We start from the raw sequence: 25,033 nt of genomic DNA, 5'->3' as shown, positions 1-25,033 counted from the left end.
AGGTCAGCCGGGCCTTTGCCGTGATCTGAAAAGCCCCCTTTCCCCCCACCTGGGCTGATCTACCCGCATCGGATGAAAGGGAGGCGGCGGGGAAGGTATGCCACCATGACGACCGTTTCGTGGGTCGAGGGAAGCCAGGACGGCGGCTTCGGCATCGAGAACCTGCCGTACGGGATCTTCTCGCGTCCGGGAGAACTGCCGCGCGTCGGCGTGGCCATCGGCGACCGCGTCCTGGACCTGGCCGGGATGTCGGCCGCGGGGCTGGTGGAGGACCGGCGGTACTTCGCCTCCGGGTCGCTGAACGCCTTCATGGTCGCGGGGCGCGCCGCCTGGCGGGCGAACCGGGAGCGGGTGACGGAGCTGCTCACCGACGAGGCGTACCGCGGGCGGGTGGAGCCGCACCTGATCCCGGTCGCGGACGTGGAGCTGCAGAAGCCGTTCGAGGTCGCCGACTACGTCGACTTCTACTCCTCCGAGCACCACGCGGCGAACGCGGGACGGATCCTGGGGCCGCGGGGCGAGCCGCTGCCGCCGAACTGGAAGCACATGCCGGTCGCCTACCACGGCCGCTCCGGGACCGTGTACCCGGCGGGGACGCCGGTCATCCGGCCGTCCGGGCAGCGGCGGGCGGAGGGCGACCCCGCGCCGTCCTACGGCCCGTCGCTGCGCCTGGACTTCGAGGCGGAGGTCGGCTTCGTCGTGGGCGTCCCCTCCCCCGCCGGCCGCGGCGTCCCGGCCGCCGCCTTCCGCGACCACGTGTTCGGGTTCGTGCTGGTGAACGACTGGAGCGCGCGCGACCTGCAGATGTGGGAGTCGCAGCCGCTCGGCCCCTTCCTCGGCAAGTCGTTCGCGACGTCGGTCTCCTCGTGGGTGGTGCCGGTCGCGGCGCTGGAGCCCGCGCGCGTCCCGCCTCCCGTCCAGGACCCGGCGCCGCTGCCCTACCTGCGCTGCGACGAGCCGTGGGGCCTGGACCTGTACCTGGAGGTCCTGATCAACGGCCGGGTGGCGGCGCGGCCGAGGTTCGCGTCGATGTACTGGACGCCGCCGCAGCAGCTCGCGCACGCGACGGTGAACGGCGCCCCGCTCCGCACCGGCGACCTGTTCGCGTCCGGGACGGTCTCGGGCCCCACGCGCGAGGAGCGCGGCTGCCTTCTGGAGCTCAGCTGGAACGGCCAGGAGCCCCTGCTGCTCGACGACGGCACGGAGCGCACGTTCCTGGAGGACGGCGACACCGTGACCATCCGGGCCCTGGCGCCGGGCGCCTCCGGCTCCCGCATCGCCCTGGGCGAGGTGACGGGTACCGTCCTCCCGGCTCAGGCGTAGCGGCGCCGGTTACTCGGGCGGGAGGACGAGAGCGTTGGCGATGGCGGCGAGGCCCTCGCCACGGCCGGTCAGGCCCAGGCCGTCGGTGGTGGTGGCGGAGACGGCGACCGGGGCGCCGGACAGCGCCTCGCTCAGGGTCTTCTCCGCCTCGGCGCGCCGCTTGCCGATCTTGGGGCGGTTGCCGATGACCTGGACGGCGACGTTGCCGATCGTGTAGCCGGCCTCGTCGACGAGCCGGGCGACCTCGCGCAGCAGGTCGACGCCGGAGGCGCCGGACCAGCGCGGGTCGGAGGTGCCGAAGACGGCGCCGAGGTCACCGAGACCGCAGGCCGACAGGAGCGCGTCGCAGGCGGCGTGCGCCGCGACGTCGCCGTCGGAGTGGCCGGCGAGGCCGGCGCCCTCACCCGGCCATTCGAGCCCGGCGACCCAGAGGGCGCGGGGCTCGGACGCGAACGGGTGGACGTCGGTACCGACGCCCACCCGAGGGAGCCTTAGGTTCAACGCGGCCGGCCTCTCAGCTGGCCAGGACCTCGTCGAGGAGGGCCTCTGCCTTGTCCTCGTTGGTCTTCTCGGCGAGCGCGAGCTCGCTGACGAGGATCTGGCGCGCCTTGGCGAGCATCCGCTTCTCACCCGCGGACAGGCCCCGCTCCTTGTCGCGCCGCCAGAGGTCGCGGACGACCTCCGCGACCTTGTTGACATCGCCGGAGGCGAGCTTCTCAAGATTCGCCTTGTACCGGCGCGACCAGTTGGTGGGCTCCTCGGTGTATGGTGCGCGAAGCACCTCGAACACCTTCTCCAGCCCGTCCTGGCCGACGACGTCCCGGACGCCCACGTCCTCGACGTTCTCGACCGGGACCCGTACCGTCAGGTCACCCTTGTCAACCTTCAGGACCAGGTAGGTCCTGTCCTCACCCTTGATGGTGCGAGTCTCGATGGCCTCGATCCGAGCAGCCCCATGGTGGGGGTAGACGACGGTGTCGCCGACCTGGAAAGTCATGTGACAAGTACCCCTTCCGCTAGAACCAGGGTAGCACGGAAACGAGCGTGCCCGAACCCGCCTTCCCGACAAATGCGCAGGTCAAGCCACATATTGAGGTATTGACAAACCCCTTTATTGGTGCATCGGCGACCAGTTCCCCTCGCTCAGCGTAGCCGGAAGAACACCGTGATCCCGCCCCCGCGCCCTTACCTGGAAGCGGCCCCCCGATACAAGCATCGTCCCGCCGGCGGTGCGGGCGGGTTCCATACTGGGATGTGAGCACCCTGGGCCGCGCGGGTACGAAGCGCCCGGGAGGGTCTTAATAGGACACGGCGTCGGGACGCGCGTCCCGCGGGAACACCGATCGGCGAGGGAGGTGCCGCGTGAGGCCGGACGGCGGCGACCCGGAGCCCGACGACTACGGGCTCCCGCGCGTTGACGTCGTCGTGCCCGACGACGCCCGCGAGCTGGAGCGGGACGTCGCCGCCTACCACCGGGAGCGGCGCCGGAGGCGGCGCAGGGCCCGGGTGCGGCGGCTGTACCGCCCGCTGACCCGGTTCGGGGTCGCCGTCCCGATCATCGCCGGCGCGCTGCTGGTCGCGCTGCTGAGCGGCGTGCTGATGACGGCGTTCGGCCCCCGCCCCGCGCCCCGGCCGACAACCGCCCAGCTGGCCCCGCGCCCCACCGCGAGCCCCGGCCGGGTCGGCGGGCTGCTGCCCGACCGCCGGGTCGACCTCGTGACGGCGGGCCGCGCCTCCAAGCCGCTGCGGGACGTGCGCCCCGGCGTGATCGCGATCGTCCCGCCCGGATACCGCTGCGAGGGCCTGGTGGCCGAGCTGGCCGGCCGGACGCAGGAGTACACGCTCACGTTCTGGCTCGTCGCCGACCCGCGTCCCGCGGGCGCCAGGAAGCCCATGCCCCTGAAGGACCTCAAGGCGTGCGCGGGCACCGCCCACAACGGGACGCCCCAGCTCCTGGAGGACCGCGCCGGCGTCCTGGCCGGCGCCTACTCGCCCGCGCCGGGAACGCCCGGACCGACGGGCACCGGCATCACCGCCGTCTTCGTACGGCCCGACGGCGTCGTTTCCGACGTCCTCCGGGCGCCCCGCCCCGGGCCCGAGCTCACCGGGAAGATCAAGAGTCTCGGTTCCGGATAGGCCCCCCGCCAGGCGTGTCGGCCACCCCGGGGAGGGGTTTCCGGGGAGACCTCGCTACGCTTCCCCTGGCGTATCTCACGCCTGCCCCACAACTTTCTGAAGCCACCTCTTCACCTGATATTTCGCGAGGAGACCGCCGCAGTGATCCGAAACAGCCGTCGAATGGTCGTGCTCGCCGTCGCGGGCGCCGTCGCCATCGCGCCGGTGGTCTCCGGCTGCGGCGCCGGCGAGAAGCCCCAGACCGCCGCCCCCACGCAGCTCACCGAGGGTGTCAACGTGTCGGTGCCGAAGGACCGGCCGGGGGCGGCGCAGATCGACCTGCGCCACATGTTCCTGCTGGGCCCGGAGGCGGGACGGCCGATCCCCGCGGGCACCTCCATCGCGCTCTACGGCGTGATCATCAACCAGGTGAAGGGCCGCCAGGACCGCCTGGTCTCGGTCAGCTCCCCGGCGTTCGGCGGCGAGGCGAAGATCGAGGGCGGCGCGCTCACGCTGCCCCCCGCCGCCCCGGACGGGACGGGCAGCTTCACCAAGCTGCTGGGCAAGCCTTCGGCGACCCCCGCCCCGCAGCAGCAGGGCGGCAAGAAGAAGACGCAGCAGCCGGGCGCCACACCCTCCGGCGGCGCGTCCTCCGGCCCGGCCGCGCCCTCGGGCGGCGCCACCCCCGAGCCGACCGGCCAGGGCGCGACGCCGAACGTGTCGGAGACCCCGACCTCGGAGAACACCACGGGTCCGCAGGGCGGCGGTCCGTCGGCCACGCCGAACACCGGCGGGGAGCAGCCGCTGGTGGTGCTTCCCCGGCTCAACAAGGAGCTGACCGCCGGGGCCACGGTCCCGCTGACGATGCGGTTCGAGCGCGCCGGCTCCGTCGAGTTCCAGGTGCCCGTCGTGCCGCGGCAGGACGAGTTCAGCACCTACCCGCTGCCCATGACCCCCGCCGCGCCGCAGTCCCCGGGCGGTCAGACGCCCGGCCAGACGCCCGGCCAGACGCCCGGCCAGACGCCCGGCGGGGAGACGAGCACGTCGCCGTCCCCGGGCGCCGAGCAGGGCGGGCCTGAGTCGTCCCCGTCCCCGGGCGCCGTCCAGACGCCGGCCACCGAGGAGACCCCGGCCGCCGGCTGACCCGCCGAGCCCCGGCCTCCGCGCACACCAGAACGGCCCGTCCCACCCCGGGACGGGCCGTTCTCGTTGATCAGGGACCTCTCGAGCGTGTCGGATCTAGCCTGAGAGGACGTGGGACTTGGCCAGATCGTATTCCGCGCTGGTGAGATCGCCGTGATTCTTGAGATCGGCGAGCCGCACGAGTTCGTTGGTCTGCGCTCTGGTCAGCCTGTCATCGCCCGTTCCGGCCGTTGGGAGCGTCTCACGGCGGTACTCCCGGGCCGATTCGCGGCCGCCCATGCCGCTGCCGCGTGCCATCAGGTACACGAAGACGCCGAGGAACGGCAGGCAGATCACGAAGATCGCCCAGGCGGCCTTCGCGCCCCCGCCGAGGGTGTCGTCGCGGAAGACGTCCCCGATGACGCGGATCACGAGCCAGAACCACATCACCATGAGGAAGAACCACACCATGGTCAAGAATATGTTGAGCAGCGGGAACTGCATCGATGGCTCCTCTGTAGTCGAGTGGCCGGCGAGGCGAGGCCACCAGCTATGACCGCCGCGAGAGCCGCTTCCGTGGACTACCGCGGGGAGCCACCTCGTCTTTCTGCTCCATGTCATGACCTGCCCTGGACCAGGGGGATGACGCGTCGCCCGATGCCAGTTTTGTCGGCATTTGTCATGTCAAGAGGGAACCCAGGGCCGCCTCCGGCCTCGATCGCCGACGGGGGGCCGCGAACCATCGGCCGGGTACCGCGGCGTCACCGCATCACCGGCCCCGATGGCCGCCCTTCCCGGGCATCACCCGCCTCATCAGGGCACGCCACGGACCCGCATGGCCACGGAGGGACATGCGGGTCACGGCGTTCTGCTAGGGCTCGAACTTGTAGCCGAGGCCCCGGACGGTGACGATGTAGCGGGGGGTGGAGGGGACTTCCTCGACCTTGGCGCGGAGGCGCTTGATGTGGACGTCCAGCGTCTTGGTGTCGCCCACGTAGTCGGCGCCCCACACGCGGTCGATCAGCTGCATCCGGGTGAGGACGCGGCCGGCGTTGCGCAGCAGCACCTCCAGCAGCTCGAACTCCTTGAGCGGGAGCTGGACGGGCTCGCCGCCCACGCTGACCACGTGGCGTTCCACGTCCATCCGGACCGGCCCGGCCTCCAGCGTCGCGGGCGCCGGCTCCTCGACCTCACCCTGGCGCCGCAGCACGGCCCGCATGCGGGCGATCAGCTCCCGGGTGGAGAACGGCTTGGTGACGTAGTCGTCGGCGCCGAGCTCCAGGCCGACGACCTTGTCGACCTCGCTGTCCTTGGCGGTCAGCATGATCACCGGGACGCTGGAGCGCGCGCGCAGCTCGCGGCACACCTCGGTGCCGGGCAGCCCGGGCAGCATCAGGTCGAGGAGCACGAGGTCGGCACCGTTGCGCTCGAAGATGTCCAGCGCGTCGGGGCCGGTGGCGGCGACCGCCACCTCGAAGCCCTCCTTGCGCAGGTTGTACGAGAGTGCGTCGCTGAAGGACTCCTCGTCCTCCACGACGAGCACGCGGGTCACGGTGTTGCCTCCCGGGCGGTGTTCTGTGGGGCTGGAAACGCGGTGGCGCCGGCCGCCGGGCGGCGCGGCGTGTCGATCAGGGGGAGCCGGATCGTGAACGTGGACCCGTGCCCCTCCTTGCTCCACACCGTGACGTCGCCGCCGTGCTTGCTGGTGACGTGCTTGACGATGGCGAGGCCGAGGCCGGTGCCGCCGGTCTGGCGGGAGCGGGCGGGGTCGACCCGGTAGAACCGCTCGAAGATCCGCTCGATCTCGGCCTCCGGGATGCCGATGCCCTGGTCGGTCACGTTGATCTCGACGTGCGTCTCGTCGCACCGGCGGGTGGAGACGACGACCCGGGTGTGCTCGGGGCTGTAGGCGACGGCGTTGTCGACGAGGTTGCGCAGCGCGGTGACCAGCAGCTCCTGGTCGGCGCGGACGCGCAGCCCGTCCTCACCGCCGGCCGCGAGCTGGATGTCCTTGGCGACCGCCTTGATCTGGCACCGTTCGAGCGCCTCGGCCATGACCTCCTCGAGGGTGACGGGGGTGAGCTCGGGCAGCGGCTCGTCCCCCTGGACGCGCGACAGCGTCATCAGGTCCTGGACGAGGTTGTTCAGCCGCACCGACTCGTACTGCATCCGGCCGGCGAACCGGCGGACGGCGTCGGGGTCGTCGGCGGCGCCCTCGACCGTCTCGGCGAGCAGGGACAGCGCGCCCACCGGGGTCTTCAGCTCGTGGCTGACGTTCGCCACGAAGTCGCGGCGGATCGCCTCGGTGCGGCGCATGTCGGTGAGGTCCTCGGCGAGCACGAGGACGAGCCCGTGCGACCCGAGCGGCGCGACGCGGACCGCGAACCAGCGCCCGTCGGCCCGGCGGCGGGCGCCGTTCGGGCCGATCTGTATCTCGGTCTCGCGGATCTCCCCGTCGCGGCGGACCAGCCGGGTCATCGCGATCACCTCGTCCACGACGAGGTGGTCGCCGCTGACGAGTCCGTACGCCCGCGCCGCCGAGCTGGCCCGCAGGACCCGGTCCTCGCCGTCCACCACGACGGCCGAGGACCGCAGGACGCTCAGGACCGAGGCGACGCCCGGCGGGAGGCTGCCCACCGGGTTCGCCGCTACCGCCGTCCGCTGGGCTCGCTCGCTCACCCGCACCGCCAATCCAGTCGCGAGCCCGATCGCGAGCCCGGCGAGCCCTGTCAGGCTCGCGATAATCTCGACCTCCACACCTCGGATCGTAAGCGGCAATCGAAGTAACGCTTCCCCCCTGCCCTGGTCAGCGCCTTCTCGTTACCCGAAAGTTCACCTTTCCCTTCGGATGCGTTCACGCCCGTGGGGCAAAGTGTGGCGTGGGCGAGTCCGCCCCGCCCCGCCCGCCCCCGTCCACATCGAAGGATTCCCAAGTGCGCGACGCCTACCACGAGGAACTCGACTCCCTCACCGACAGCCTGGTGGAGATGACCCGCCTCGTCCGGTCCGCGATGGCCCGCGCGGTGACCGCCCTCCTGGACGCCGACCTGCGGCTGTCGGAGGAGGTCATCAGCGGGGACGAGCACGTCAACAAGATCGACGCCGACATCGAGGCGACGGTGTTCGACCTGATGGCCCGCCAGCAGCCGGTCGCTGGCGACCTGCGGACCCTGATCACCGCGCTGCGGATGAGCGGCGACCTGGAGCGCATGGGCGACCTCGCCGTGCACATCGCCAAGACGGCCCGGCGCCGCCACCCCGAGTCGGCCGTCCCGCCCGAGCTGCAGGCGACCGTGCTGGAGATGGGGCAGATCGCCGAGCGGATGATCGCCAAGACCGGCAGCGTCATCGCGTCCCAGGACGTGGAGATGGGCCTGGAACTGGACGCCGACGACGACCAGATGGACCGCCTGCACCGCCGCCTGTTCGACATCCTGCTGTCCCCGAAGTGGCGGCACGGCGTCGAGCCGGCCGTGGACATCACGCTCGCCGGGCGCTACTTCGAGCGCTTCGCCGACCACGCCGTGCACGTCGCGGAGAACGTCGTCTACCTGGTCACCGGCCAGCGTCCCGAAGAGATCGTCGACACGCCCTGAACCGGTCCCGCCCGCGTGCCGGGGGCGGGCAGGGCGCGGGGGTCTGGACGGCTTGATCAGCGTCGGTTAGCTTGCGCGTCATGAGACCGATGCCGGCGGTGGTCCGGGCGATGGCGGCGGCCGCGGTGTGCGGAGCGGTGGCGGCGGCGTCCCTCGCGGTGCCGGGCACCGCGTCGGCGCGGGCGACGCCGGGGGCGCACCGGCCCGCCTGGCGGCTCACCCCGACCGGCAGCGAGGCGCGATTCCGCGGCCTGGCCGCGGTCGGCCGCGAGGCCGCCTGGCTGGCGGGCTCCGGCGGGACCGTGCTGCGGACGACCGACGGCGGCCGCACGTGGCGCGACGTCGCCCCGGCCGGCGCGGCGGGCCTGGAGTTCCGCGACATCAAGGCGTTCGACGCGCGGCGGGCCGTCGTGCTGGCCATCGGGGAGGGAGACGCGTCCCGCCTCTACCGGACCTCCGACGGCGGCGCCACCTGGACGCTCGGCTTCGGGAACGACGATCCCAGGGCGTTCTACGACTGCGTCACGTTCTTCGACTCCCGGCACGGGCTGGCGGTCAGCGACCCCGTGGACGGCCGGTTCCGGATCATCTCGACCGACGACGCGGGCCGCAGCTGGCGGGTCCTGCCGTCCGGGGGCATGCCTCCGGCGCTGGACGGCGAGGCGGCGTTCGCCGCCAGCGGGCAGTGCCTGGTGAGCCACGGGCCGCGGGACGTGTGGCTGGCGACGGGCGGGGCGTCCCGCTCGCGCGTGTTCCATTCCGGGGACCGCGGCCTCACCTGGACGGTCGCCGACACCCCGCTGCCGTCCAGTCCGTCCCAGGGCGTGTTCGCGGTGGCGTTCCGCGACGCCCGGCACGGCGTCGCGGTCGGCGGCGACTACCGGCAGGGGCAGCCGTCCCCGGCGGCCGCGGCGACGACCAGCGACGGGGGCCGCACGTGGCGTCCGGCGCGCCGCCCGCCGGCCGAGTACCGGTCGGGGGCGGTCTGGCCGGCGTACGCGGGCCCCTCGGCGCTGCCGGCGTACGCGGGCCCGGCCGCGCTGGCGGTGGGCCCCACGGGCAGCGACGGCACCCTCGACGGAGGCCGCACGTGGACCCGCTTCGACACCGGGAGCTTCGACACCGTCGACTGCGCGCCCGACGGCGGCTGCTGGGCCGCGGGCGAGAAGGGCCGCGCCGCCCGCCTCACCTTCACTCGCTAGCCGTGTCGCTCGCCGAACGGGTTCCTCGCTAGACGGACTCCCCCAGGAGCGCCCGGAGAAGGTCGCGCAGGGACTCCTGCTGAGCCGGTGCGAGCGCGGTCAGCGGCGAGTCGGCGTCGAGCCGTTGGAGGACGCCGGCGCGGCAGCGTTCGCCCTCCGGAGTGAGGACGATCTGCTTCGCGCGGCGGTCGGTCGGGTGGGGGCGGCGCTCGACGAGGCCCTGCCCTTCGAGGCGGTCGATCAGGAAGGTCGCGTTCGACGCCTCGCACGCCATGCGGTGGGCGAGCTCGCGCGCCGTGATCGGCTCCGACAGCTCGCGCAGCGCGACGACCTGGCCGGCGGTCATGCCCACCTCGTCGGCGACGCGGCGGGCGTGCGCGTCGAGCCGCTGCGCGAACCGGTGGACCAGCTTGCACACGTCCCGCTCCATCCGCTCGCCCATGCCCGACCGCGCGGCCGTCCCCGTGAGCGCCGGCTGACCGGGCCGGCCGGGTTCAGCGTGCGAGGGGCCGCCGGGGGCGGCCCCTCGCCGCTACTTGCGCTTGCCGCGCCTGGGCTTGCGCTCGTCCTTCGGGGCGGGGCTCTTCGCGGCGGGCTTGGCGGCGTCTCCGCCCTTCGCGGCGCCCTGGTTCTTGACGGCCTCGATGGCGGCCTTGGCGGCGGCCGGGTCGAGGTACTCGCCGCCGCGCTTGAGCGGGGAGAAGTCGTCGTCCAGCTCGTAGACGAGCGGGATGCCGGTCGGGATGTTCAGGCCGACGATCTTCTCGTCGGAGATGTCGTCCAGGTGCTTGACCAGGGCCCGCAGGGAGTTGCCGTGCGCGGCGACCATGACGGTCTTGCCGGCGGCCAGGTCGGGGATGATCGAGTCGTACCAGTACGGCAGCATGCGGTCGACGACGTCGGCGAGGCACTCCGAGCGCGGGATCAGCTCGGACGGCAGCTCGGCGTAGCGCAGGTCGTTGACCTGCGACAGGGGGTCGTCGTCCTTGATGGGCGGCGGCGGGGTGTCGTAGGACCGGCGCCAGGTCATGAACTGCTCTTCGCCGAACTCCTCGCGCGTCTGCGCCTTGTTCTTGCCCTGGAGGGCGCCGTAGTGGCGCTCGTTGAGGCGCCAGGAGCGCTTCACCGGGATCCAGAGCAGGTCGGCCACGTCGAGGGCGATGTTGGCGGTGCGGATGGCCCGCTTCAGCAGGGAGGTGTGCAGCACGTCGGGGGTGATGTCGGCGTCGAGCAGCAGATCGCCGCCCTTGGTCGCCTCGCTCTCGCCCTTCGCGGAGAGGTCGACGTCCACCCAGCCGGTGAACAGCCCTTCCGCGTTCCAGACGCTTTCGCCATGCCGGAGCAATACCAGGGTCGCCATGGCACCAGAGCCTAGCGGCCCCGCGCGTGTCACTCGCGGTTGGCCGGGTCCGCGAAGGAGGCGAAGGCCTGGAGGTTGGCGAGGCTCTCGCCGCGCTTGACGCGCCAGTCCCATTCGCGCTGGATGGACGACTTGAACCCGCGCTCCAGCGCCTTGTCGAAGTTCTCGTCGGAGTAGGTGAGGACGCAGCCGAGGAGGCGGTCGATCTCGTCCGGGGACACCGATTCGAGCGGGACCTTCCCGACGAGGTGGACGTCGCCGACGTCGTCCAGCGCGAAGGCGACCCCGTACATGCGGCCGTTCTTCTCCAGGAGGAACCGGTAGAACTCGGCGTGGTTCTCGTCGGGGCGGCGGCAGAAGAACGCCTCGACGTGCAGCGAGTGGTCCGCGGCGATGAGCCACGTCATGGTGGCGAGCTTGTGCTGTCCGGGCAGCTTGACGAAGAACGCGTTCTCGCGCGGCTCCTCGAACTCCAGCTCGTTGGACCTCAGCGTCTCGCGGATGGTCTCGGCGACGGTCACGTGTGCTCCCCCCTGGAGGGCGGTTCCTCCGCGCCCCCGGTCGGCTCGGCTCAAACGGTGGCCTGCACGGCCGCGGTCGGCACCGGCATGGCACCGGTATACACGTCGAGAAGGCGGTCGACGGTGGCGTCCCAGCCGAAGTCGTTCGCGTGCCGGACGGCGCCGCGGGCGAGGCGGGCGTGCAGGCCGGGCTCGGCGTGCAGGCGCCGCAGGACGGCGGCGTAGTCTGCGGGGTCGTGGCCGGGGATCAGCACGCCGGACTCGCCGTCGGCGACCGCCGTGCACAGGCCCCCGACGCGGGACGCCACCACCGGGGTCCCGCAGGCCTGGGACTCGGCGGCCACGAGTCCGAACGACTCGCTGCGGGACGGGACGACGGTGACGTCCGCGGCGCGGTACCAGTCGGCCAGCTCGCGCTGCGGAGCCGGCGGCTCGAAGCGCATGACGTCGGAGATGCCGAGTTCGGCGGCGAGGAGTTGCAGGCCGGCGGGGCGGCACAGCCCGGAGCCGCTCGGGCCGCCGACGACGGCGACGACGAGGCGCGAGCGCATCGCCGGGTCGTCGGCGAGCATGCGGGCGACGGCGCGCAGCAGCACGTCGGGCGCCTTCAGCGGCTGGATGCGGCCGACGAACAGCAGCACGTAGGCGTCGCGGGGCAGGCCGAGGCGGCGGCGGGCGGGGCCGGTCCGGTGCGGGAGGAGGCCGGTGCCGCGGGCGATGAGGGGCGACTCGGGGCGGAACAGCGACAGGTCGACGCCGGGGCTGACGGTCGCGACGCGGGAGGGGTCGGCGCCGTAGAGGTCGACGAGTTCGCCGGCCTCCTTGGCGGTGTTGGCGACGAGCTGGTCGGCCGACGCCACGACCTGCTCCTCGCCGAGGACGCGCTCGGGCGGCTCGGGCTTGTCGTCGTCGGCGAGGGCCGCGTTCTTGACCTTGGCCATCGTGTGCATCGAGTGGACGAGCGGGACGCCCCACCGCTCCTTGGCCGCCCAGCCCGCCTGGCCGGAGAGCCAGTAGTGCGTGTGGAGGAGGTCGTAGTGGCCGGGCTCGTGGGTCGCCTCGGCCCGCAGCACGCCGGAGGTGAAGCCGCACAGGTGCCGGGGGAGCTCGGCCTTGTCGAGCTCCTCGAACGGACCGGCGACCACGTTGCGGACGAGGACGCCCGGCGTGAGCTCCACCAGGGGCGGAAGGGCCCGCGAGGTCGCGCGGGTGAAGATGTCCACCTCGACGCCTCGGGCGGCGAGCCGCTTGGCGACCTCGACCACGTAGACGTTCAGCCCGCCCGCGTCGCCGGTGCCCGGTTGGTCCAGAGGGGACGTATGCACACTGACTGTCGCAACCCGGCTGATACGACGCGACACCCGACACCACCTCCGACAGTGCAACCTACCGACCGGGTTTCGTGTTCCCTCAGTTAGGGGGACAAGCGCGGGCCGCCCGCCACAGTGACGCACCTCACCCGGGGGCAACGCGCGGATAGGCTGCCGTTCGGGCTTACTCTGCCGATCCACGCCCACCCACCCGGAAGACTGGACGCATGCGCAAGACGGCGATAGTGACCGGAGCAAGCAGCGGCATCGGCGCCGCCACGGCGAGGCGCCTGGCGGCCGAGGGGTTCAACGTCGTGCTCGCCGCGCGGCGGCGCGACCGCCTCGACGCCCTGGCCGCGGAGATCGCCGAGAGCGTGCCGGGCGCGGGGAGGGTGGCGGCCTTCACCCTGGACGTGACCTCGCAGGAGTCGGTGGACGGGCTCGCGGCGGCCGTCGGCGCCTGCCACGTCCTGGTGAACAACGCCGGCGGGGCGCTCGGCCTGGACAGCGTCGCGACCGCCGACCTGGACGACTGGCGGTCGATGTACGAGAGCAACGTCATCGGCCTGGTCCGCGTCACCAAGGCGATCCTGCCGAAGCTGGTCGAGAGCGGCGCGGGCCACGTCGTCAACATCACCTCGCTGGCCGGGCACGTCCCCTACGAGGGCGGCGGCGGGTACAACGCGGCCAAGCACGCCGCCTACGCGGTCAACGAGGTGCTGCGCCTGGAACTGGTCTCCGAGCCCGTCCGGGTCACCGAGATCGCTCCGGGCCTGGTGAGGACCGAGGAGTTCTCGCTGGTCCGCTTCCGCGGGGACGAGGAGAAGGCCGCCAAGCCGTACGAGGGCGTCCCCGAACCGCTGGTCGCCGACGACGTCGCGGACTGCGTGGCCTGGGCCGTCACCCGCCCGCCGCACGTCAACATCGACCGCATCGACGTCCAGCCGCGCGTCCAGGCCGCCCCGCACAAGCTTCACCGCGAGTAGGAAGCCTCACCGCGAGGGCGCGACGGCGCTCCAGGGAAGAGTGACCTCGCCGAGGCGCCAACGGTTCCGGCCGCCGTACGGGGGCCGCGCCAAGACGGGGTGGTTTCGCGCCAGGAGCGACACCGCCTCGACCCAGCGCGTGCGGGGGCCGAACGCCGAGTGCGGCGCCGCGGTCGCCCAGCAGCGGTCGAACGCGGTCAGGAACTCGTGGACGGGCTCGCCGGGGACGTTCCGGTGGATCAGCGTCTTGGGCAGCCGCTCGGCCAGCGCGGACGGCCGGTCGAGCGAGCGCACATGGGCGGCGAACGTGATGGTCCGGGGGCCGTCCCCGGTGAGCGTCACCCAGACGGCGCGGCGGCCGATCTCGTCGCACGTCCCCTCGACCAGGACGCCGGACGGGGCGAGGCGCGCGCGCAGATCGTCCCAGGCCTGCCACGCCGCCGCCTCGTCGTACTGCCGCAGCACGTTGAACGCCCGCACCAGCACCGGCGGGCGCGGCACCGGCAGCTCGAAGCCGCCGCGCCGGAACGACAGCCCTTCGTGGGGGCCGGTCGCGGCGGCGAAGGCGACCCCTGCGGCGACCCGGGCGGGCTCGATCTCGATGCCGACGACCTCCAGGCGCGGCGACACCGGGCGGAGCCGCGAGTACAGCTCGAAGGTGGTGACCGGGGACGCGCCGTAGCCGAGGTCGACGGCCAGCGGCCGCGCGGCGGAGCGCAGCGCGGCGGCCTGGGTGGCGGCGATCCAGCGGTCGATCCGGCGCAGCCGGTTGGGGGCGGTCGTGCCGCGGGTCACCTCCCCCCGCGGCCTCAAAACAGGGGGCACGGGGTAATTGTCGTTCACTTCACGAGATCCCACCCACTGAACCAGATTCGGTAAGTCATCGGTTACGGTGCTGCCGACGCCCCGTCCCCCGGAGGAGTGCCGATGCTCGACCTGGCGACCCTGCACGAGGCCATCGCCGCCGCGATCCCCGACCGCGAGTGCCTGGTGTGGCGCGAGCGCCGGGCCACCTGGCGCGAGGTCGCCGACCGGACGCGGCGGCTGGCGAACGTCCTGCACGCCCACGGCCTCGGCGCGCACCCGCGGGACGGCGACGGCAAGGCGCCCGAGCCGTGGGAGTCGCCCCACGACCATCTCGCCCTCTACCTGCACAACGGGCCCGAGTACCTGGAGGGCCTGGTCGGCGCGCACAAGGCCCGGGTCGCGCCGTTCAACGTCAACTACCGGTACGTGGACGACGAGCTGGCCCAGCTGTTCACCGACGCCCGGCCGGCCGCCGTCCTCTACCACGCGCGGTTCGCGGACGCGATCGGCCGGGTGGCCGACAGGCTCGGCACCGGCCCGCTCCTGCTCCAGGTGGCGGACGATTCGGGCACCGCCCTCCTCCCCGGCGCGCTCGACTACGAGGACGCGCTCGCCAAGGCGTCCTGCGAGCCCCTCCCGGGCCGTCCGAGCCCGCACGACCTGCACATCCTCTACACAGGGGGCACGACGGGGCTCCCGAAGGGCGTGCTGTGGCGGATCGGCGACCTGATGACCGGCCCGCTCGGCATGCGGCGCCGCGACGGCACGCCCGTCACCGACCTCGGCGAGGCCGTCGAACGGGCCGTCCGCGGCGACGTCCGCGTGCTGGTCGGGCCGCCGCTCATGCACGGCGGGGGCACGTGGTCGGCGCTCGGCGGCTGGTGCGGCGGCGGCTGCGTGGTGTTCCCCGACCGGGTGGACGGCCTGGACGCCGCCGACCTGATGGCCACCGCCGAGCGCGAGCGCGCCACCCGGATGCCGCTGGTCGGGGACGCGTTCGCCCGCCCGATCGTCGCGGCCCTGGAGGCGCGCCCGCACGACCTGGGCTCGCTGCGGACGCTGATCAACTCCGCCGCGGGCATCAGCCCCGGCGTGAAGGCGCGGCTCCTCGAACTGCTCCCCCACGCCCGGCTCGTGGACGTCCTCGGATCCTCCGAGAGCGGGTTCCAGGTCACCCGGCACGGCCCGGCCGCGCGGACGTTCCGCGCGGCACCGGGCACGGCCGTGCTCAGCGCGGACAGGTCCCGGCGGCTCGCGCCCGGCGAGGACGAGCTCGGCTGGCTGGCCAAGGGCGGCGACGCGATCCCGCTCGGCTACCTCGGCGACCCGGGGAAGACGGCGTCCACCTTCCTCACCCTGGACGGCGAGCGCCTCGTCGTCGCGGGCGACCGGGCCCGGCTCCTCGCCGACGGCACCGTCGAGGTGCACGGGCGCGAGGCCACCACGATCAACACCGGCGGCGAGAAGGTGTTCGCGGAGGAGGTCGAGACCGTCCTGCGCGGCCTGCCCGGCGTCGCCGACGCGCTCGTGGTCGGCCGGCCGAGCGAGCGCTGGGGGACGGAGATCGTCGCGGTGGTCGGCCCGTCCGGCGCCCCCTCCGACGACGAGCTGCGCGCCGGTTGCGCCGCCCAGCTGGCCCGCTACAAGATCCCGAAGGCGTTCGTGCGGACCGACCGCGGGCTGCGGCTGCCGAACGGCAAGGCCGACTACGCCGCCGCGCGCGAGCTGCTCGGCTGAACGCGTCCCGTCCGGCCCTGTACCGGGCGCCCCGCGGCACGGGATCATTGCGGGATGCCGGACCTGAAGCTCCTGCTCGCCGACCTCGCCGCCGAGGGCGACTCCGTCGACGCCCTGGTCGTGCCGCTGGCCCCCGGGCGCTGGGCGGACCCGACCCCCGCCGAGGGCTGGACGATCGCGCACCAGATCGCGCACCTCGCCTGGACGGACGCGCAGGCGTCCGTCGCGGCCACCGACGCCGCCGCGTTCGCGGGGATCGTCGAGGAGGCCCTGGCCGACCCCGGCGGCTACGTGGAGGCCGGCGCGCGGGAGGGCGCCCGGGAGGAGCCCGCCCGCCTGCTCGCCCGCTGGCGGGAGGGGCGCCGGCGGATGGTGGACGCCCTCGCCGCCGTGCCGCCGGGCACCCGCCTGCCCTGGTTCGGCCCGCCGATGAGCGCCGCGTCCATGGCGACCGCGCGGCTCATGGAGACCTGGGCGCACGGCGAGGACGTCGCCGACGCGCTCGGCGAGCGCCGCGCGCCCACGTCCCGCCTCCGGCACGTCGCGCACATCGGCGTCCGCACCCGCGACTTCGCGTTCCGGAACCGGGGCCTGGAGCCTCCCGCCGAGGAGTTCCGCGTCGTCCTGCGGGGCCCGGACGGCGACGAGTGGGCCTGGGGGCCGCCGGACGCCCGCCAGTCGGTCACCGGCCCCGCCCTCGACTTCTGCCACGCGGTGACCCAGCGCCGCCACCGCGCCGGCCTGGACCTCACCGCGACCGGCCCCGACGCCGACCGCTGGCTGGACGTCGCGCAGGCCTTCGCGGGCCCGCCCGGCACCGGCCGCGGCCCGTCCCGCGGCTGACGGGGCCGCGCGGCTGAGAGATTCGCCACTGACCTCCGCGTTCGCGTTCGCGGCGCGCGGGCGTGGAGAAGTTGACCGCATGACAGTTCTCATCGCATACGACGGTTCCGACGACGCGCGGGCGGCCGTGGAGTACGTCGCCCGGCACCTGCGCGCCGGGCCGACCGTGATCATGACGGTGTGGGAGCCGCTGCTCACCCAGATCTCCTGGGCGCCGCTGGCCGCCGCGGTGCCCGTGGCGGGAAGGATCGACGAGGGCGAGCAGTACGAGGAGGAGAAGCAGGCGGAGCGGCTCGCCCGGCAGGGCGCCGACATCGCCGCCAAGGCGGGGCTGACCGACGTCGCGGTGCGCGCCGAGCGCGGCGGCGGGCCGGTGTGGGCCGCGATCGTGGACGTCGCGGAGGAGCTGAACGCCTCCCTCGTCGTCACCGGCTCGCGCGGCCTTGCGGGGGCCCGGTCGGTGATCCTGGGCAGCGTTTCCACCCGCGTGCTGCACCATGCCCACCGCCCGGTCCTGGTGGTGCCGCCGCCGAAGGAGGACGACGAGGGCTGAGAGGTCCCCGGTGAACGCTAGAGCGCTCCCACGACGCGCTCGAAGGCGTCGTAGGCGGCCTCGGTGAACAGGACGAAGCGGGCGTCCATCACCTGCGTCGGTGTGGCCCGGACGGTGCCGACCGCGATGCGGGCGGCGTCGTCCATGGGCCAGCCGTAGATGCCGGCCGACACGGCGGGGAAGGCGATCGAGTCGACGCCCAGCTCGTCGGCGATGCGGAGCGACTCGCGGTAGCAGGAGGCGAGCTGGTGGGAGCGGTCCTCGGAGGAGGAGTACACGGGGCCGACGGTGTGGATCACCCACGCGGCGGGCAGCAGCCCGGCCTTCGTCGCCACCGCCTGGCCGGTCGGCAGGCCGCCGCCGTAGTGGGACGAGCGGAGCCTGCGGCACTCCTCCAGGATCTCCGGGCCGCCCCTGCGGTGGATCGCGCCGTCCACCCCGCCCCCGCCCAGCAGCGACGAGTTCGCCGCGTTCACGACCGCGCCCACCCTCTGCTCGGTGATGTCGCCGTGGACAAGAGTGATCTTCATGTGCCGCCGATCCCTCGCGTGCCGAATCCCGTCAGAGAACAAGAATTCTCGCCCGCGGCGCACGCGAAACGCGTTCGGGCGCTTCCCGGCGGTACGCTCATGGCGGACGAGCCGCCGGGGGGCGGTGTGGCCCGTCCGACTTCGTCCGGCCGGACGCAGGGGGGTGTCCATGCGGAACGCCGGGCGTGACCAGTGCTGGCACAGCCCACAGCAGACGATGCACGATGGCGTGAAAGTCGCGGAGGTACCCCCTTGAAGATTCTCCTCGCCGGAGCGACCGGAGTAGTCGGCCGCCGGCTGATCCCGCTGCTCGTCCAGGCGGGCCACGAGGTCGCAGGGACGACGCGCCGGACCGAGCGCACCGGCATGATCCGCGACCTCGGGGCCGCGCCGGTCGTGCTGGACGTGCTCGACGCGGCCGCGGTGCGCGAGGCCATGGCCGCCGAGCGCCCCGACGCGGTGGTCCACCAGCTCACCGACCTCAGCGCCGAGGACTTCGAGGCCAACTCGCGCCTGCGGATCGTGGGCACCCGCAACCTGGTCGACGCGGCGAAGGCCGCCGGCGTGCGGACCATGGTCGCGCAGAGCATCGCCTGGCTGTACGTGCCGGGCGACGCGCCCGCCGTCGAGACCGACCCGCTCGACTCGCACCTGCCGCCCTACGCGGGCATCGCGGCGCTGGAGGAGGCGGTCTCGGAGATGCCGCACGGCGTCGTCCTGCGGTACGGGGCGCTCTACGGCCCCGGCACCTGGTACGCGCCCGACGGCGCGATCGCCGAGCGGGTGCGGGCGGGCGTCCTGCGCGAGGCGCCGTCCTGGACGTCGTTCGTGCACGCCGACGACGCGGCGTCGGCGGCGCTCGCCGCCCTGGACTGGCCCGCCGGGGTCGTCAACGTCGTCGACGACGAGCCGGCGACCACGGCGGACTGGCTGCCGGTCTACAGCGCGGCGCTCGGCGCGCCCAGCCCGGGCAGCGCCGGCAAGCACGCGGCGGCGACGGGCCGTCCCGCGTCCAACGCCAAGGCGCTGAGCCTCGGGTGGAAGCCGCGGGTCGCGTCCTGGCGCACCGGTTTCGCGGGGATGAACGTGCCCGTCCGGACCGACTGACCTCCGTCAGCCGAACTGGAACGACCGCTTGGCCAGTCCGAGCCAGTAGCCGTCGATGACCGACCGCCGCCCCGAGGCGGCGTCGGCGTCGGCGCCGAGCGCCACGAACAGCGGCGCGAAGTGCTCCGTCTGCGGGTGCGCGATGCGCGCGGCCGGGGCCTTGGCGCGGAAGTCGAGCAGCGCGTCGACGTCGCCGCCCCGCACGGCCCGGTCCGTCCACTCGTCGAACTCCGCCGACCACGCGGGCGGCGCGGCGTCCGGATCCGGGCGCATCTCCCGCAGGTTGTGCGTGGTGAAACCGCTCCCGACGATGAGGACGCCCTTGTCGCGCAGCGGCGCGAGGCTCCGCCCGACCTCGAAGAGGCGCTCGGGCTCCAGGGTGGGCATCGACATCTGCAGCACGGGGACGTCGGCGTCCGGATACATCTCCACGAGCGGGACGTACGCGCCGTGGTCGAGCCCGCGCTCCTCGTCCTGGTGGACTCCGGGAATGAGCTTGCGCAGGTCGTCCGCGAGGGCGGGCGCGCCGGGCGCGTCGTACCGGACGGTGTAGTAGCGCTCGGGGAAGCCCCAGAAGTCGTACACGAGCGGCACCGGCCGGGTGGCGCCGATGCTCAGCGGCGCCTCCTCCCAGTGCGCCGACACCATGAGGATCGCCTCCGGTTTCGGCAGTTCCGCCGACCAGCGGGCCAGCTCGGCGGTCCACCTGGCGTCGTCGGCCAGCGGAGGCGCGCCGTGGCTGAGATAGAGCACCGGCATCCTGGTCATGTCCGTCCTCCCCTTATTTGAGAGTTCAACCATACTCGACTTCGTTGAACTTTCAAGTCTTGAGGGTTCAAATGCCGGGTAGAGTGGAGGCATGGCCGAGACGATGACCGGCGACGCGACGACCACCGAAGAGACGAAGGCCCCCGCGACCACCGGCGAGACGACCACCGGCGAGACGGCGCCCGGGGAGACGGCGCCCGAGCCCCACTGGCTCGACGACGACGAGCAGGAGACCTGGCGCGCCTTCCTGTGGACGTCCCGGCTGCTCGGCGAGGCCCTCGACCGCCAGCTCCAGCGCGACTCGGGCCTGCCGCACGCCTACTACATGATCCTGGCGATGCTGTCGGAGGCGCCCGGCCGCGCGCTGACGATGACCGGGCTCGCCGAGATCGTCCACTCGTCCCCGAGCCGCCTGTCGCACGCGGTGAACCGGCTGGAGGAGGCCGGCTGGGTGAGCCGGTGCAAGCCCGCCTCCGACCGGCGCACCACGATCGCCCGGCTGACCGACGAGGGCTACGCCGTCCTCGCGAAGGCGGCGCCGGGCCACGTCACCGAGGTCAGGCGGCACCTGTTCGACCCGCTGACCCGCGAGCAGGTGCTGGAGTTCCGCGAGATCCTCCATGCGTTGCTCGGGTCCCTCGACCCGGACCGCGAGGCGCCGTGCGCCCGCGAGGCCTAGACGAACTCCACGCCGTGTGACTTCGCCTTCGGGTGGGCGGCGGCGAGCAGGCGCAGGCCCTCCTCCTCCAGCGCGGCGCGCTCCGGCCCCGGGACCGGCGCGAACGGCTCGATCCGCAGCACCGCCTCGCCCCGCCCCTTCTCGATCTTCCACATGCCGTGGACGAAGCCGTCCACGAGGAACGTCGCGCGGATGATGCCGTTGACGGTGAAGACGCGCTTGCGGTGCTCCTCGGAGATGATCCGCGCCCGGTCGGCGTGGGACAGCAGCAGGTTGTCGAAGTCGGGGACGAACCGGACCGGCGCCTCCGCGCCGGGCCCCGGGCGCGGCGCGTCCGGCAGGTCGTACAGCGTCCGGCCGTTCTCGTCGCGGAAGGCCACCAGCTCGGGCCCGAGGCGCTCGACGACCTCGCCGAGGCGCGTCAGCCCGGCCCACTGCTGGACGTCCTGGACGCTCGCGGGCCCGAACGCCCCCAGGTAGCGCCGCACGAGGTCCTCCAGGGACGGGTCGGGCACCGCGGGGCCGAGCCAGTTCTCCAGCGTCGTGTGCCGCGCGGTTCCGGAGGAGCCCCAGATCCCGCGCGGCGGGACCTGCACGAGCGGCAGCCGGCAGCGGACGGCCCAGGCCAGCAGCGCCGGGTCCTGGTCCGGCCACCGTTCGGCCAGCAGCGCGCGCAGGTCCTTGTCGGAGCGCGGCTCCTCCTCCAGCAGGGCCCGCGCCCACGCGACGATCGCCGCGAGGTCGAGATGCCCCAGTTCGGCCGCCCGCGCCTTCAGGTGGTTGTCGAGGATCACCTGGGTGATCGGCCGCAGCGCGCGGGCGTCGCGGGCGCTGACCAGGTGCAGCGTTCCCCGCATCAGGACCATCCGCAGCGCCCGGCGGTCGGCGATCAGCTCCCCGGCCTCGTCGAGCCGGTAGTCCGCGAGCCGGGTCCACAGCCCGAGGTGGGGCGGGTTCGGGGCCTGCGCCTGAAGGCCGACCAGATGCTCGATCGCCTCCAGCGCGGGCATGGCGTGCCGTTCCAGCAGGAGCTGGCGGGCCAGCAGCGCCCGGTTGAGCGCCCGTCGTCCGAGCTCAGTCGTCATAGCGGGTGGCCAGTTCCTGCCAGCTCGGCGCGGGACCGGGCAGCGCGTGCCGGTCCGCGAGGTTCATGGCGTCCAGGATCAGCGCCAGGTAGCGGTGCCGCAGCCGGTTCATCCGCTCGTCGTCCCCGATCCGGATGCCGTGCAGATATTCGAGGATCACCGAGACGTCGCCGACCTCGATCTCGGGCCGCAGCCCGCCCGCCTCCCGGGTGCGCTCCAGCAGCCGCTGCGTCGCGAGATGGATCTCCCGGCCCTTGCGGCTCATGGCCTCGGTGACCTCGAAGCCGCCCGCCAGCCGCATGGTGAGCGAGCCCGCGCCGATGTCCAGGCAGCGGCGCATGAACGCGGCGAACGCCTCCCACGCGTCGCCGTCGTCGGCGAGGGCCGCCTCCACCTCGGCGAGATAGCGGTCCATGCCCTCGTCGGCGAGCTTCTGGAGAAGGTCCTCCTTGCTCTTGTAGCGCCGGTACAGCGCGCTGATCCCCACCCCGGCGTGCTCGGCCACCGCCGAGATCGGCGCGCCGGGGTCGGCGGTGAACACCGCCCGCGCCGCCTCCCGGATGAGTTCGTCGTTGCGTGCGGCCTGCGCCTTCCGCCCGCTCATGGGCGCTCGTGCCGTCTCCATGACCCCATTCTAGGGGAACGAACCATTCCGTTCTACTGTTCGCGGAACCCGTCGCCCTCATCCGCCCCCTCGACTCGGCCCGCCTTGACTTCACCGCCGTCCCGCACCGATTATGAACACACGTTCATGAACATGCGTTCATAAGGAGGAGACATGACGGAGATCGTCAACACCCACCAGGCGGAGGCGTGGAACGGGTACGAGGGCGAGCACTGGGCCGAGAACCACGACCGGTACGACGCCATGAACGGCGGGTTCAACGACGCCCTGCTGGAGGCGGCGGCGATCGGGCCGCGCGACCGGATCCTCGACATCGGCTGCGGGAACGGGCAGGTCACCCGGCTCGCCGCGAGGCGGGCGCCCCTCGGCGCCGCCACGGGCGTCGACCTCTCCCGGCCGATGCTCGCCCGCGCCCGCGCGCTCGCCGACGAGGAGGGCGTCGCGAACGCGGCCTTCGAGCGGGGCGACGCGCAGGTGCACCCGTTCCCCGCCGCCGGCTTCGACGTCGCCGTCAGCCGGTTCGGGATCATGTTCTTCGCCGACCCGGTCGCCGCGTTCGGCAACGTCCGGCGGGCGCTGCGCGAGGGGGGCCGGCTGGCGTTCCTGTGCATGACGCCCCCCGCCGAGAACGACATGGGAGCCCTCATGGCCGCGCTGCCGCCCCTCGACCGCCCCCCGATCGGGCACGACGGCGGGCCGCTGTCGCTGTCGGACCCGGGCCGCGTCCAGGAGATCCTCGGCGGCGCCGGCTTCCACGGCGTGTCCAGCCGCCGGGTCGAGGCCCAGCAGATCTGGGGCCGCGACGCCCGCGAGGCCGGGGAGTTCTTCGCCGGGTGGGGCCCGATCCACTACAACTACGGCACGGGCGACGAGGTGCGCGACGCCCTCGTCGAGGCGATGCGGCCCTTCGAGCGCGACGGCGCCGTCCGCCTGCGCGGCACCGCGTGGCTGGTCACGGCACGGCGGTGAGGCGCGCCGCCGGGCCGGGGCTCGCCGCGCACAGGCCCGGGCCCGCTCATTACGATGCGGGGTGATGTCACCTCGAAGAGCGGCGGCGCTGGGCGCCGGCGGCCGCACCCTGCCCGACCACCTGATCGCCACGGCCGAGCGGATGATCGCCGAGCGCGGGACGGCGGGCCTGACCGTCCGGGCGATCGCGCGGGAGGCCGGCGTCGCCGACGGCGTCCTCTACAACCACTTCGCCGACAAGGAGGAGCTGCTCGCGCACGCGCTGCGGGCGCACGCCGAGTCGGTCGCGCGGCCGCTCGGCCCGCTGCCCGAGCCCGGCGCCGGCACGGTCGAGGAGAACCTGCGCGCGTACGTGGCGTACGGCCTCGCCCTGCACGACGGGATGCTGCCCGCGCTGACCGGGCTGGTCGGCAACCCGGCCGTCCTCGCCCGGTTCGCGGCGCTGACCGGCGGGGGCGGTACCTGGAACGAGCGGCTCGCCTCCTACCTGCGCGGCGAGCGCGACCTCGGCCGCCTCGCCCCGGACGCCCGGGTGGAGGCGGCCGCCTCGCTGATCGTCGGCGCGTGCCACGAGCCGGTGCTGTCGCTGCTGTTCCGTGGCCAGGGCCTCGCCGACCGCGTGTCCCCCGAGCTCGTGGACGACCTCGTCGCGACCGTCCTCCACGGCATCGCCCCCCGCTAGGACGCCACGCCTCTCACGCCCCGCCGTTCACGACGCCATCGCCTCCCTGACCTCCGCCAGCGTGCGGTCCGCGATCGCGTTGGCGCGCTCGTCGCCCTCGGCCAGGACGCCGCGCAGGTACGCGCGGTCCGCGGCCAGCTCGGCGCGGCGGGCGCGGATCGGCCGCAGGAACTCGTTCACCGAGTCGGTCACGACCTTCTTCAGCGCCGCCGAGCCGCCGTCGCCGATCTCGGCGGCGACGGCGTGCGGGTCGCGGTCCTGGCAGAGCGCGGCGAGCAGCACCAGGCTGGAGACCTCCGGGCGGGTCTCGGGCGCGTAGGCGATGGTCCGGTCGGCGTCGGTCACGGCCCGCCTGATCAGCCGCGCCGTCTCGTCCTCGGTGGCGGAGAGCGCGATGGCGTTGCCACGGCTCTTGCTCATCTTGCGGCCGTCGGTTCCGAGCAGGACGGGCGCGGCCGACAGCAGGGCGTCCGGGACCGGGAAGACGGGCCCGTAGCGCTCGTTGAAGCGGCGCGCGACGGTCCGGGTGATCTCCTGGTGCGGGAGCTGGTCCCGGCCGACGGGCACGAGGTTCGCCTTGCAGAACAGGATGTCGGCGGCCTGGTGGACGGGGTAGGTGAACATCAGCCCGCTGACCGCCGCCTGCCGGGACGTCGCGATCTCGTCCTTCACCGTGGGGTTGCGGCTCAGCTCCGCGATCGACACCAGCGACAGGAACGGCAGCATGAGCTGGTTCAGCGCGGGGACGGAGCTGTGCCGGAAGACCGTCGCCGTGGACGGGTCGATCCCGGCCGCGAGGTAGTCGGCGACCAGGCCCTCGACGTACTCCGAGAGGTGGTCGGCGACGTCCCGGTCGGTGAGCACCTGGTAGTCGGCCACCAGGACGAACAGTTCCACGCCCGCGCGCTGGAGCCGCGCCCGGTTCGCCAGGGTGCCGAAGTAGTGCCCGAGGTGCAGCGGGCCGGTGGGGCGGTCGCCGGTCAGGATCCGGAAGGCTCCGGGGTCGGCCGCGACGCGTTCTTCCAGCTCGCGGCTGCGGGCTTCGGGGGTGATGTCCATGGGGTCCTCCTCGTCGGGTCTCCGGACGTCCCGCCGGTCCGGCCCGGTTCACCG

At 73.6% G+C, this 25,033-nt stretch carries 28 protein-coding genes; 13 read left to right on the top strand and 15 right to left on the bottom strand.

Annotation, left to right across the window (positions count from 1 at the left end):
- Nucleotides 1–105: 105 nt before the first annotated feature.
- Complete coding sequence (fahA, locus tag BKA00_RS32870) at nt 106–1,323, top strand: fumarylacetoacetase (RefSeq protein WP_185031651.1); 1,218 nt, start codon at nt 106–108, stop codon at nt 1,321–1,323.
- A gap of 9 nt (nt 1,324–1,332) precedes the next feature.
- On the opposite strand, the gene ispF is transcribed toward fahA, so the two are convergent.
- Both ispF and BKA00_RS32860 read right to left on the bottom strand, forming a co-directional pair.
- On the bottom strand, nt 1,333–1,803 hold the full coding sequence (gene ispF / locus BKA00_RS32865) for a 2-C-methyl-D-erythritol 2,4-cyclodiphosphate synthase (protein ID WP_185031649.1): 471 nt from the start codon (nt 1,801–1,803) through the stop codon (nt 1,333–1,335).
- Between the two features lie 34 nt (nt 1,804–1,837).
- On the bottom strand, nt 1,838–2,320 hold the full coding sequence (locus BKA00_RS32860; RefSeq protein WP_021599843.1) for a CarD family transcriptional regulator: 483 nt from the start codon (nt 2,318–2,320) through the stop codon (nt 1,838–1,840).
- A gap of 365 nt (nt 2,321–2,685) precedes the next feature.
- Between BKA00_RS32860 and BKA00_RS32855 the strand changes: the two genes are divergently transcribed.
- Both BKA00_RS32855 and BKA00_RS32850 read left to right on the top strand, forming a co-directional pair.
- The gene (locus BKA00_RS32855; protein WP_185031647.1) at nt 2,686–3,459 is read left to right on the top strand and encodes a hypothetical protein; all 774 of its coding nucleotides are present in this window, start codon (nt 2,686–2,688) and stop codon (nt 3,457–3,459) included.
- Between the two features lie 141 nt (nt 3,460–3,600).
- A complete protein-coding gene (locus BKA00_RS32850) occupies nt 3,601–4,581 on the top strand; it encodes a hypothetical protein (protein ID WP_185031645.1) in 981 nt (326 codons plus the stop codon).
- A gap of 96 nt (nt 4,582–4,677) precedes the next feature.
- On the opposite strand, the gene BKA00_RS32845 is transcribed toward BKA00_RS32850, so the two are convergent.
- From BKA00_RS32845 to BKA00_RS32835, 3 genes are all read right to left on the bottom strand, one after another.
- Nucleotides 4,678–5,064 (bottom strand): PLD nuclease N-terminal domain-containing protein, encoded by a 387-nt coding sequence (locus BKA00_RS32845; protein ID WP_185031644.1) that lies wholly within the window; start codon nt 5,062–5,064, stop codon nt 4,678–4,680.
- A gap of 367 nt (nt 5,065–5,431) precedes the next feature.
- Entirely contained in the window at nt 5,432–6,103 is a 672-nt protein-coding gene (locus BKA00_RS32840; protein ID WP_476692268.1) for a winged helix-turn-helix domain-containing protein, read from the bottom strand.
- Nucleotides 6,104–6,108: 5 nt separating this feature from the next.
- Nucleotides 6,109–7,317: a sensor histidine kinase gene (locus BKA00_RS32835; RefSeq protein ID WP_185031640.1), complete on the bottom strand. Its 1,209-nt coding sequence runs from the start codon at nt 7,315–7,317 to the stop codon at nt 6,109–6,111.
- A 176-nt stretch (nt 7,318–7,493) separates the two neighbouring features.
- Between BKA00_RS32835 and phoU the strand changes: the two genes are divergently transcribed.
- Together phoU and BKA00_RS32825 are read left to right on the top strand one after the other, a co-directional pair.
- The gene (gene phoU / locus BKA00_RS32830; RefSeq protein ID WP_185031638.1) at nt 7,494–8,156 is read left to right on the top strand and encodes a phosphate signaling complex protein PhoU; all 663 of its coding nucleotides are present in this window, start codon (nt 7,494–7,496) and stop codon (nt 8,154–8,156) included.
- A gap of 80 nt (nt 8,157–8,236) precedes the next feature.
- Nucleotides 8,237–9,358, top strand: a complete 1,122-nt coding sequence (locus BKA00_RS32825) for a WD40/YVTN/BNR-like repeat-containing protein (protein ID WP_230298804.1) — start codon at nt 8,237–8,239, stop codon at nt 9,356–9,358.
- Between the two features lie 28 nt (nt 9,359–9,386).
- Here BKA00_RS32825 and BKA00_RS32820 read toward each other — a convergent pair whose 3' ends face one another.
- The 4 genes from BKA00_RS32820 to mshA all read right to left on the bottom strand — a co-directional run bounded on the left by BKA00_RS32820 (nt 9,387) and on the right by mshA (nt 12,600).
- Complete coding sequence (locus BKA00_RS32820; protein WP_338072183.1) at nt 9,387–9,776, bottom strand: MarR family winged helix-turn-helix transcriptional regulator; 390 nt, start codon at nt 9,774–9,776, stop codon at nt 9,387–9,389.
- Between the two features lie 114 nt (nt 9,777–9,890).
- Nucleotides 9,891–10,718 carry a phosphoglyceromutase gene (locus BKA00_RS32815; RefSeq protein ID WP_185031634.1) on the bottom strand — a complete coding sequence of 276 codons (828 nt, stop codon included), beginning with the start codon at nt 10,716–10,718 and terminating at the stop codon, nt 9,891–9,893.
- Between the two features lie 29 nt (nt 10,719–10,747).
- Entirely contained in the window at nt 10,748–11,239 is a 492-nt protein-coding gene (locus BKA00_RS32810; RefSeq protein ID WP_185031632.1) for a type III secretion system chaperone family protein, read from the bottom strand.
- A 50-nt stretch (nt 11,240–11,289) separates the two neighbouring features.
- Nucleotides 11,290–12,600 (bottom strand): D-inositol-3-phosphate glycosyltransferase, encoded by a 1,311-nt coding sequence (gene mshA / locus BKA00_RS32805; RefSeq protein WP_185031630.1) that lies wholly within the window; start codon nt 12,598–12,600, stop codon nt 11,290–11,292.
- A 176-nt stretch (nt 12,601–12,776) separates the two neighbouring features.
- Between mshA and BKA00_RS32800 the strand changes: the two genes are divergently transcribed.
- A complete protein-coding gene (locus BKA00_RS32800; RefSeq protein ID WP_185031628.1) occupies nt 12,777–13,535 on the top strand; it encodes an SDR family NAD(P)-dependent oxidoreductase in 759 nt (252 codons plus the stop codon).
- Nucleotides 13,536–13,541: 6 nt separating this feature from the next.
- Here BKA00_RS32800 and BKA00_RS32795 read toward each other — a convergent pair whose 3' ends face one another.
- Nucleotides 13,542–14,360, bottom strand: coding sequence for a class I SAM-dependent methyltransferase (locus BKA00_RS32795; protein ID WP_230298805.1), 819 nt, complete (start codon nt 14,358–14,360; stop codon nt 13,542–13,544).
- Nucleotides 14,361–14,462: 102 nt separating this feature from the next.
- Between BKA00_RS32795 and BKA00_RS32790 the strand changes: the two genes are divergently transcribed.
- From BKA00_RS32790 to BKA00_RS32780, 3 genes are all read left to right on the top strand, one after another.
- Complete coding sequence (locus tag BKA00_RS32790; RefSeq protein ID WP_185031626.1) at nt 14,463–16,079, top strand: AMP-binding protein; 1,617 nt, start codon at nt 14,463–14,465, stop codon at nt 16,077–16,079.
- Between the two features lie 54 nt (nt 16,080–16,133).
- Nucleotides 16,134–16,922, top strand: coding sequence for a TIGR03084 family metal-binding protein (locus tag BKA00_RS32785; protein WP_185031624.1), 789 nt, complete (start codon nt 16,134–16,136; stop codon nt 16,920–16,922).
- Nucleotides 16,923–17,001: 79 nt separating this feature from the next.
- Nucleotides 17,002–17,475: a universal stress protein gene (locus tag BKA00_RS32780; RefSeq protein WP_185031623.1), complete on the top strand. Its 474-nt coding sequence runs from the start codon at nt 17,002–17,004 to the stop codon at nt 17,473–17,475.
- 17 nt (nt 17,476–17,492) lie between these two features.
- On the opposite strand, the gene BKA00_RS32775 is transcribed toward BKA00_RS32780, so the two are convergent.
- Entirely contained in the window at nt 17,493–18,005 is a 513-nt protein-coding gene (locus tag BKA00_RS32775) for an O-acetyl-ADP-ribose deacetylase (RefSeq protein ID WP_185031621.1), read from the bottom strand.
- A gap of 252 nt (nt 18,006–18,257) precedes the next feature.
- On the opposite strand from BKA00_RS32775, the gene BKA00_RS32770 reads away from it, so the two are divergent.
- Nucleotides 18,258–19,112 (top strand): NAD-dependent epimerase/dehydratase family protein, encoded by an 855-nt coding sequence (locus BKA00_RS32770; RefSeq protein ID WP_185031618.1) that lies wholly within the window; start codon nt 18,258–18,260, stop codon nt 19,110–19,112.
- A 6-nt stretch (nt 19,113–19,118) separates the two neighbouring features.
- Here the strand turns inward: BKA00_RS32770 and BKA00_RS32765 are convergent, their stop codons facing one another.
- Nucleotides 19,119–19,880, bottom strand: a complete 762-nt coding sequence (locus BKA00_RS32765; RefSeq protein WP_185031616.1) for a DODA-type extradiol aromatic ring-opening family dioxygenase — start codon at nt 19,878–19,880, stop codon at nt 19,119–19,121.
- A 91-nt stretch (nt 19,881–19,971) separates the two neighbouring features.
- On the opposite strand from BKA00_RS32765, the gene BKA00_RS32760 reads away from it, so the two are divergent.
- Entirely contained in the window at nt 19,972–20,559 is a 588-nt protein-coding gene (locus BKA00_RS32760; RefSeq protein WP_230298806.1) for a MarR family winged helix-turn-helix transcriptional regulator, read from the top strand.
- On the opposite strand, the gene BKA00_RS32755 is transcribed toward BKA00_RS32760, so the two are convergent.
- Both BKA00_RS32755 and BKA00_RS32750 read right to left on the bottom strand, forming a co-directional pair.
- Nucleotides 20,556–21,644, bottom strand: a complete 1,089-nt coding sequence (locus BKA00_RS32755; RefSeq protein ID WP_185031614.1) for a winged helix DNA-binding domain-containing protein — start codon at nt 21,642–21,644, stop codon at nt 20,556–20,558. The genes BKA00_RS32760 and BKA00_RS32755 overlap by 4 nt on opposite strands.
- Nucleotides 21,634–22,269, bottom strand: a complete 636-nt coding sequence (locus BKA00_RS32750) for a TetR/AcrR family transcriptional regulator (RefSeq protein ID WP_230298807.1) — start codon at nt 22,267–22,269, stop codon at nt 21,634–21,636. The genes BKA00_RS32755 and BKA00_RS32750 overlap by 11 nt, the downstream gene beginning before the upstream one ends.
- 153 nt (nt 22,270–22,422) lie before the next feature.
- Here BKA00_RS32750 and BKA00_RS32745 point away from each other — a divergent pair, with 153 nt between their 5' ends.
- On the top strand, nt 22,423–23,238 hold the full coding sequence (locus BKA00_RS32745) for a class I SAM-dependent methyltransferase (RefSeq protein ID WP_185031612.1): 816 nt from the start codon (nt 22,423–22,425) through the stop codon (nt 23,236–23,238).
- 64 nt (nt 23,239–23,302) lie between these two features.
- Entirely contained in the window at nt 23,303–23,920 is a 618-nt protein-coding gene (locus BKA00_RS32740) for a TetR/AcrR family transcriptional regulator (protein WP_185031610.1), read from the top strand.
- 27 nt (nt 23,921–23,947) lie between these two features.
- On the opposite strand, the gene trpS is transcribed toward BKA00_RS32740, so the two are convergent.
- Nucleotides 23,948–24,979: a tryptophan--tRNA ligase gene (gene trpS / locus BKA00_RS32735; RefSeq protein ID WP_185031608.1), complete on the bottom strand. Its 1,032-nt coding sequence runs from the start codon at nt 24,977–24,979 to the stop codon at nt 23,948–23,950.
- Between the last annotated feature and the right edge of the window lie 54 nt (nt 24,980–25,033).

The sequence above is a fragment of the Actinomadura coerulea genome (genome assembly GCF_014208105.1).
GTDB lineage: Bacteria > Actinomycetota > Actinomycetes > Streptosporangiales > Streptosporangiaceae > Spirillospora > Spirillospora coerulea.
The sequence above is the reverse complement of the archived record's forward strand: the minus strand, read 5'-3'. Positions and strand labels throughout refer to the sequence as shown.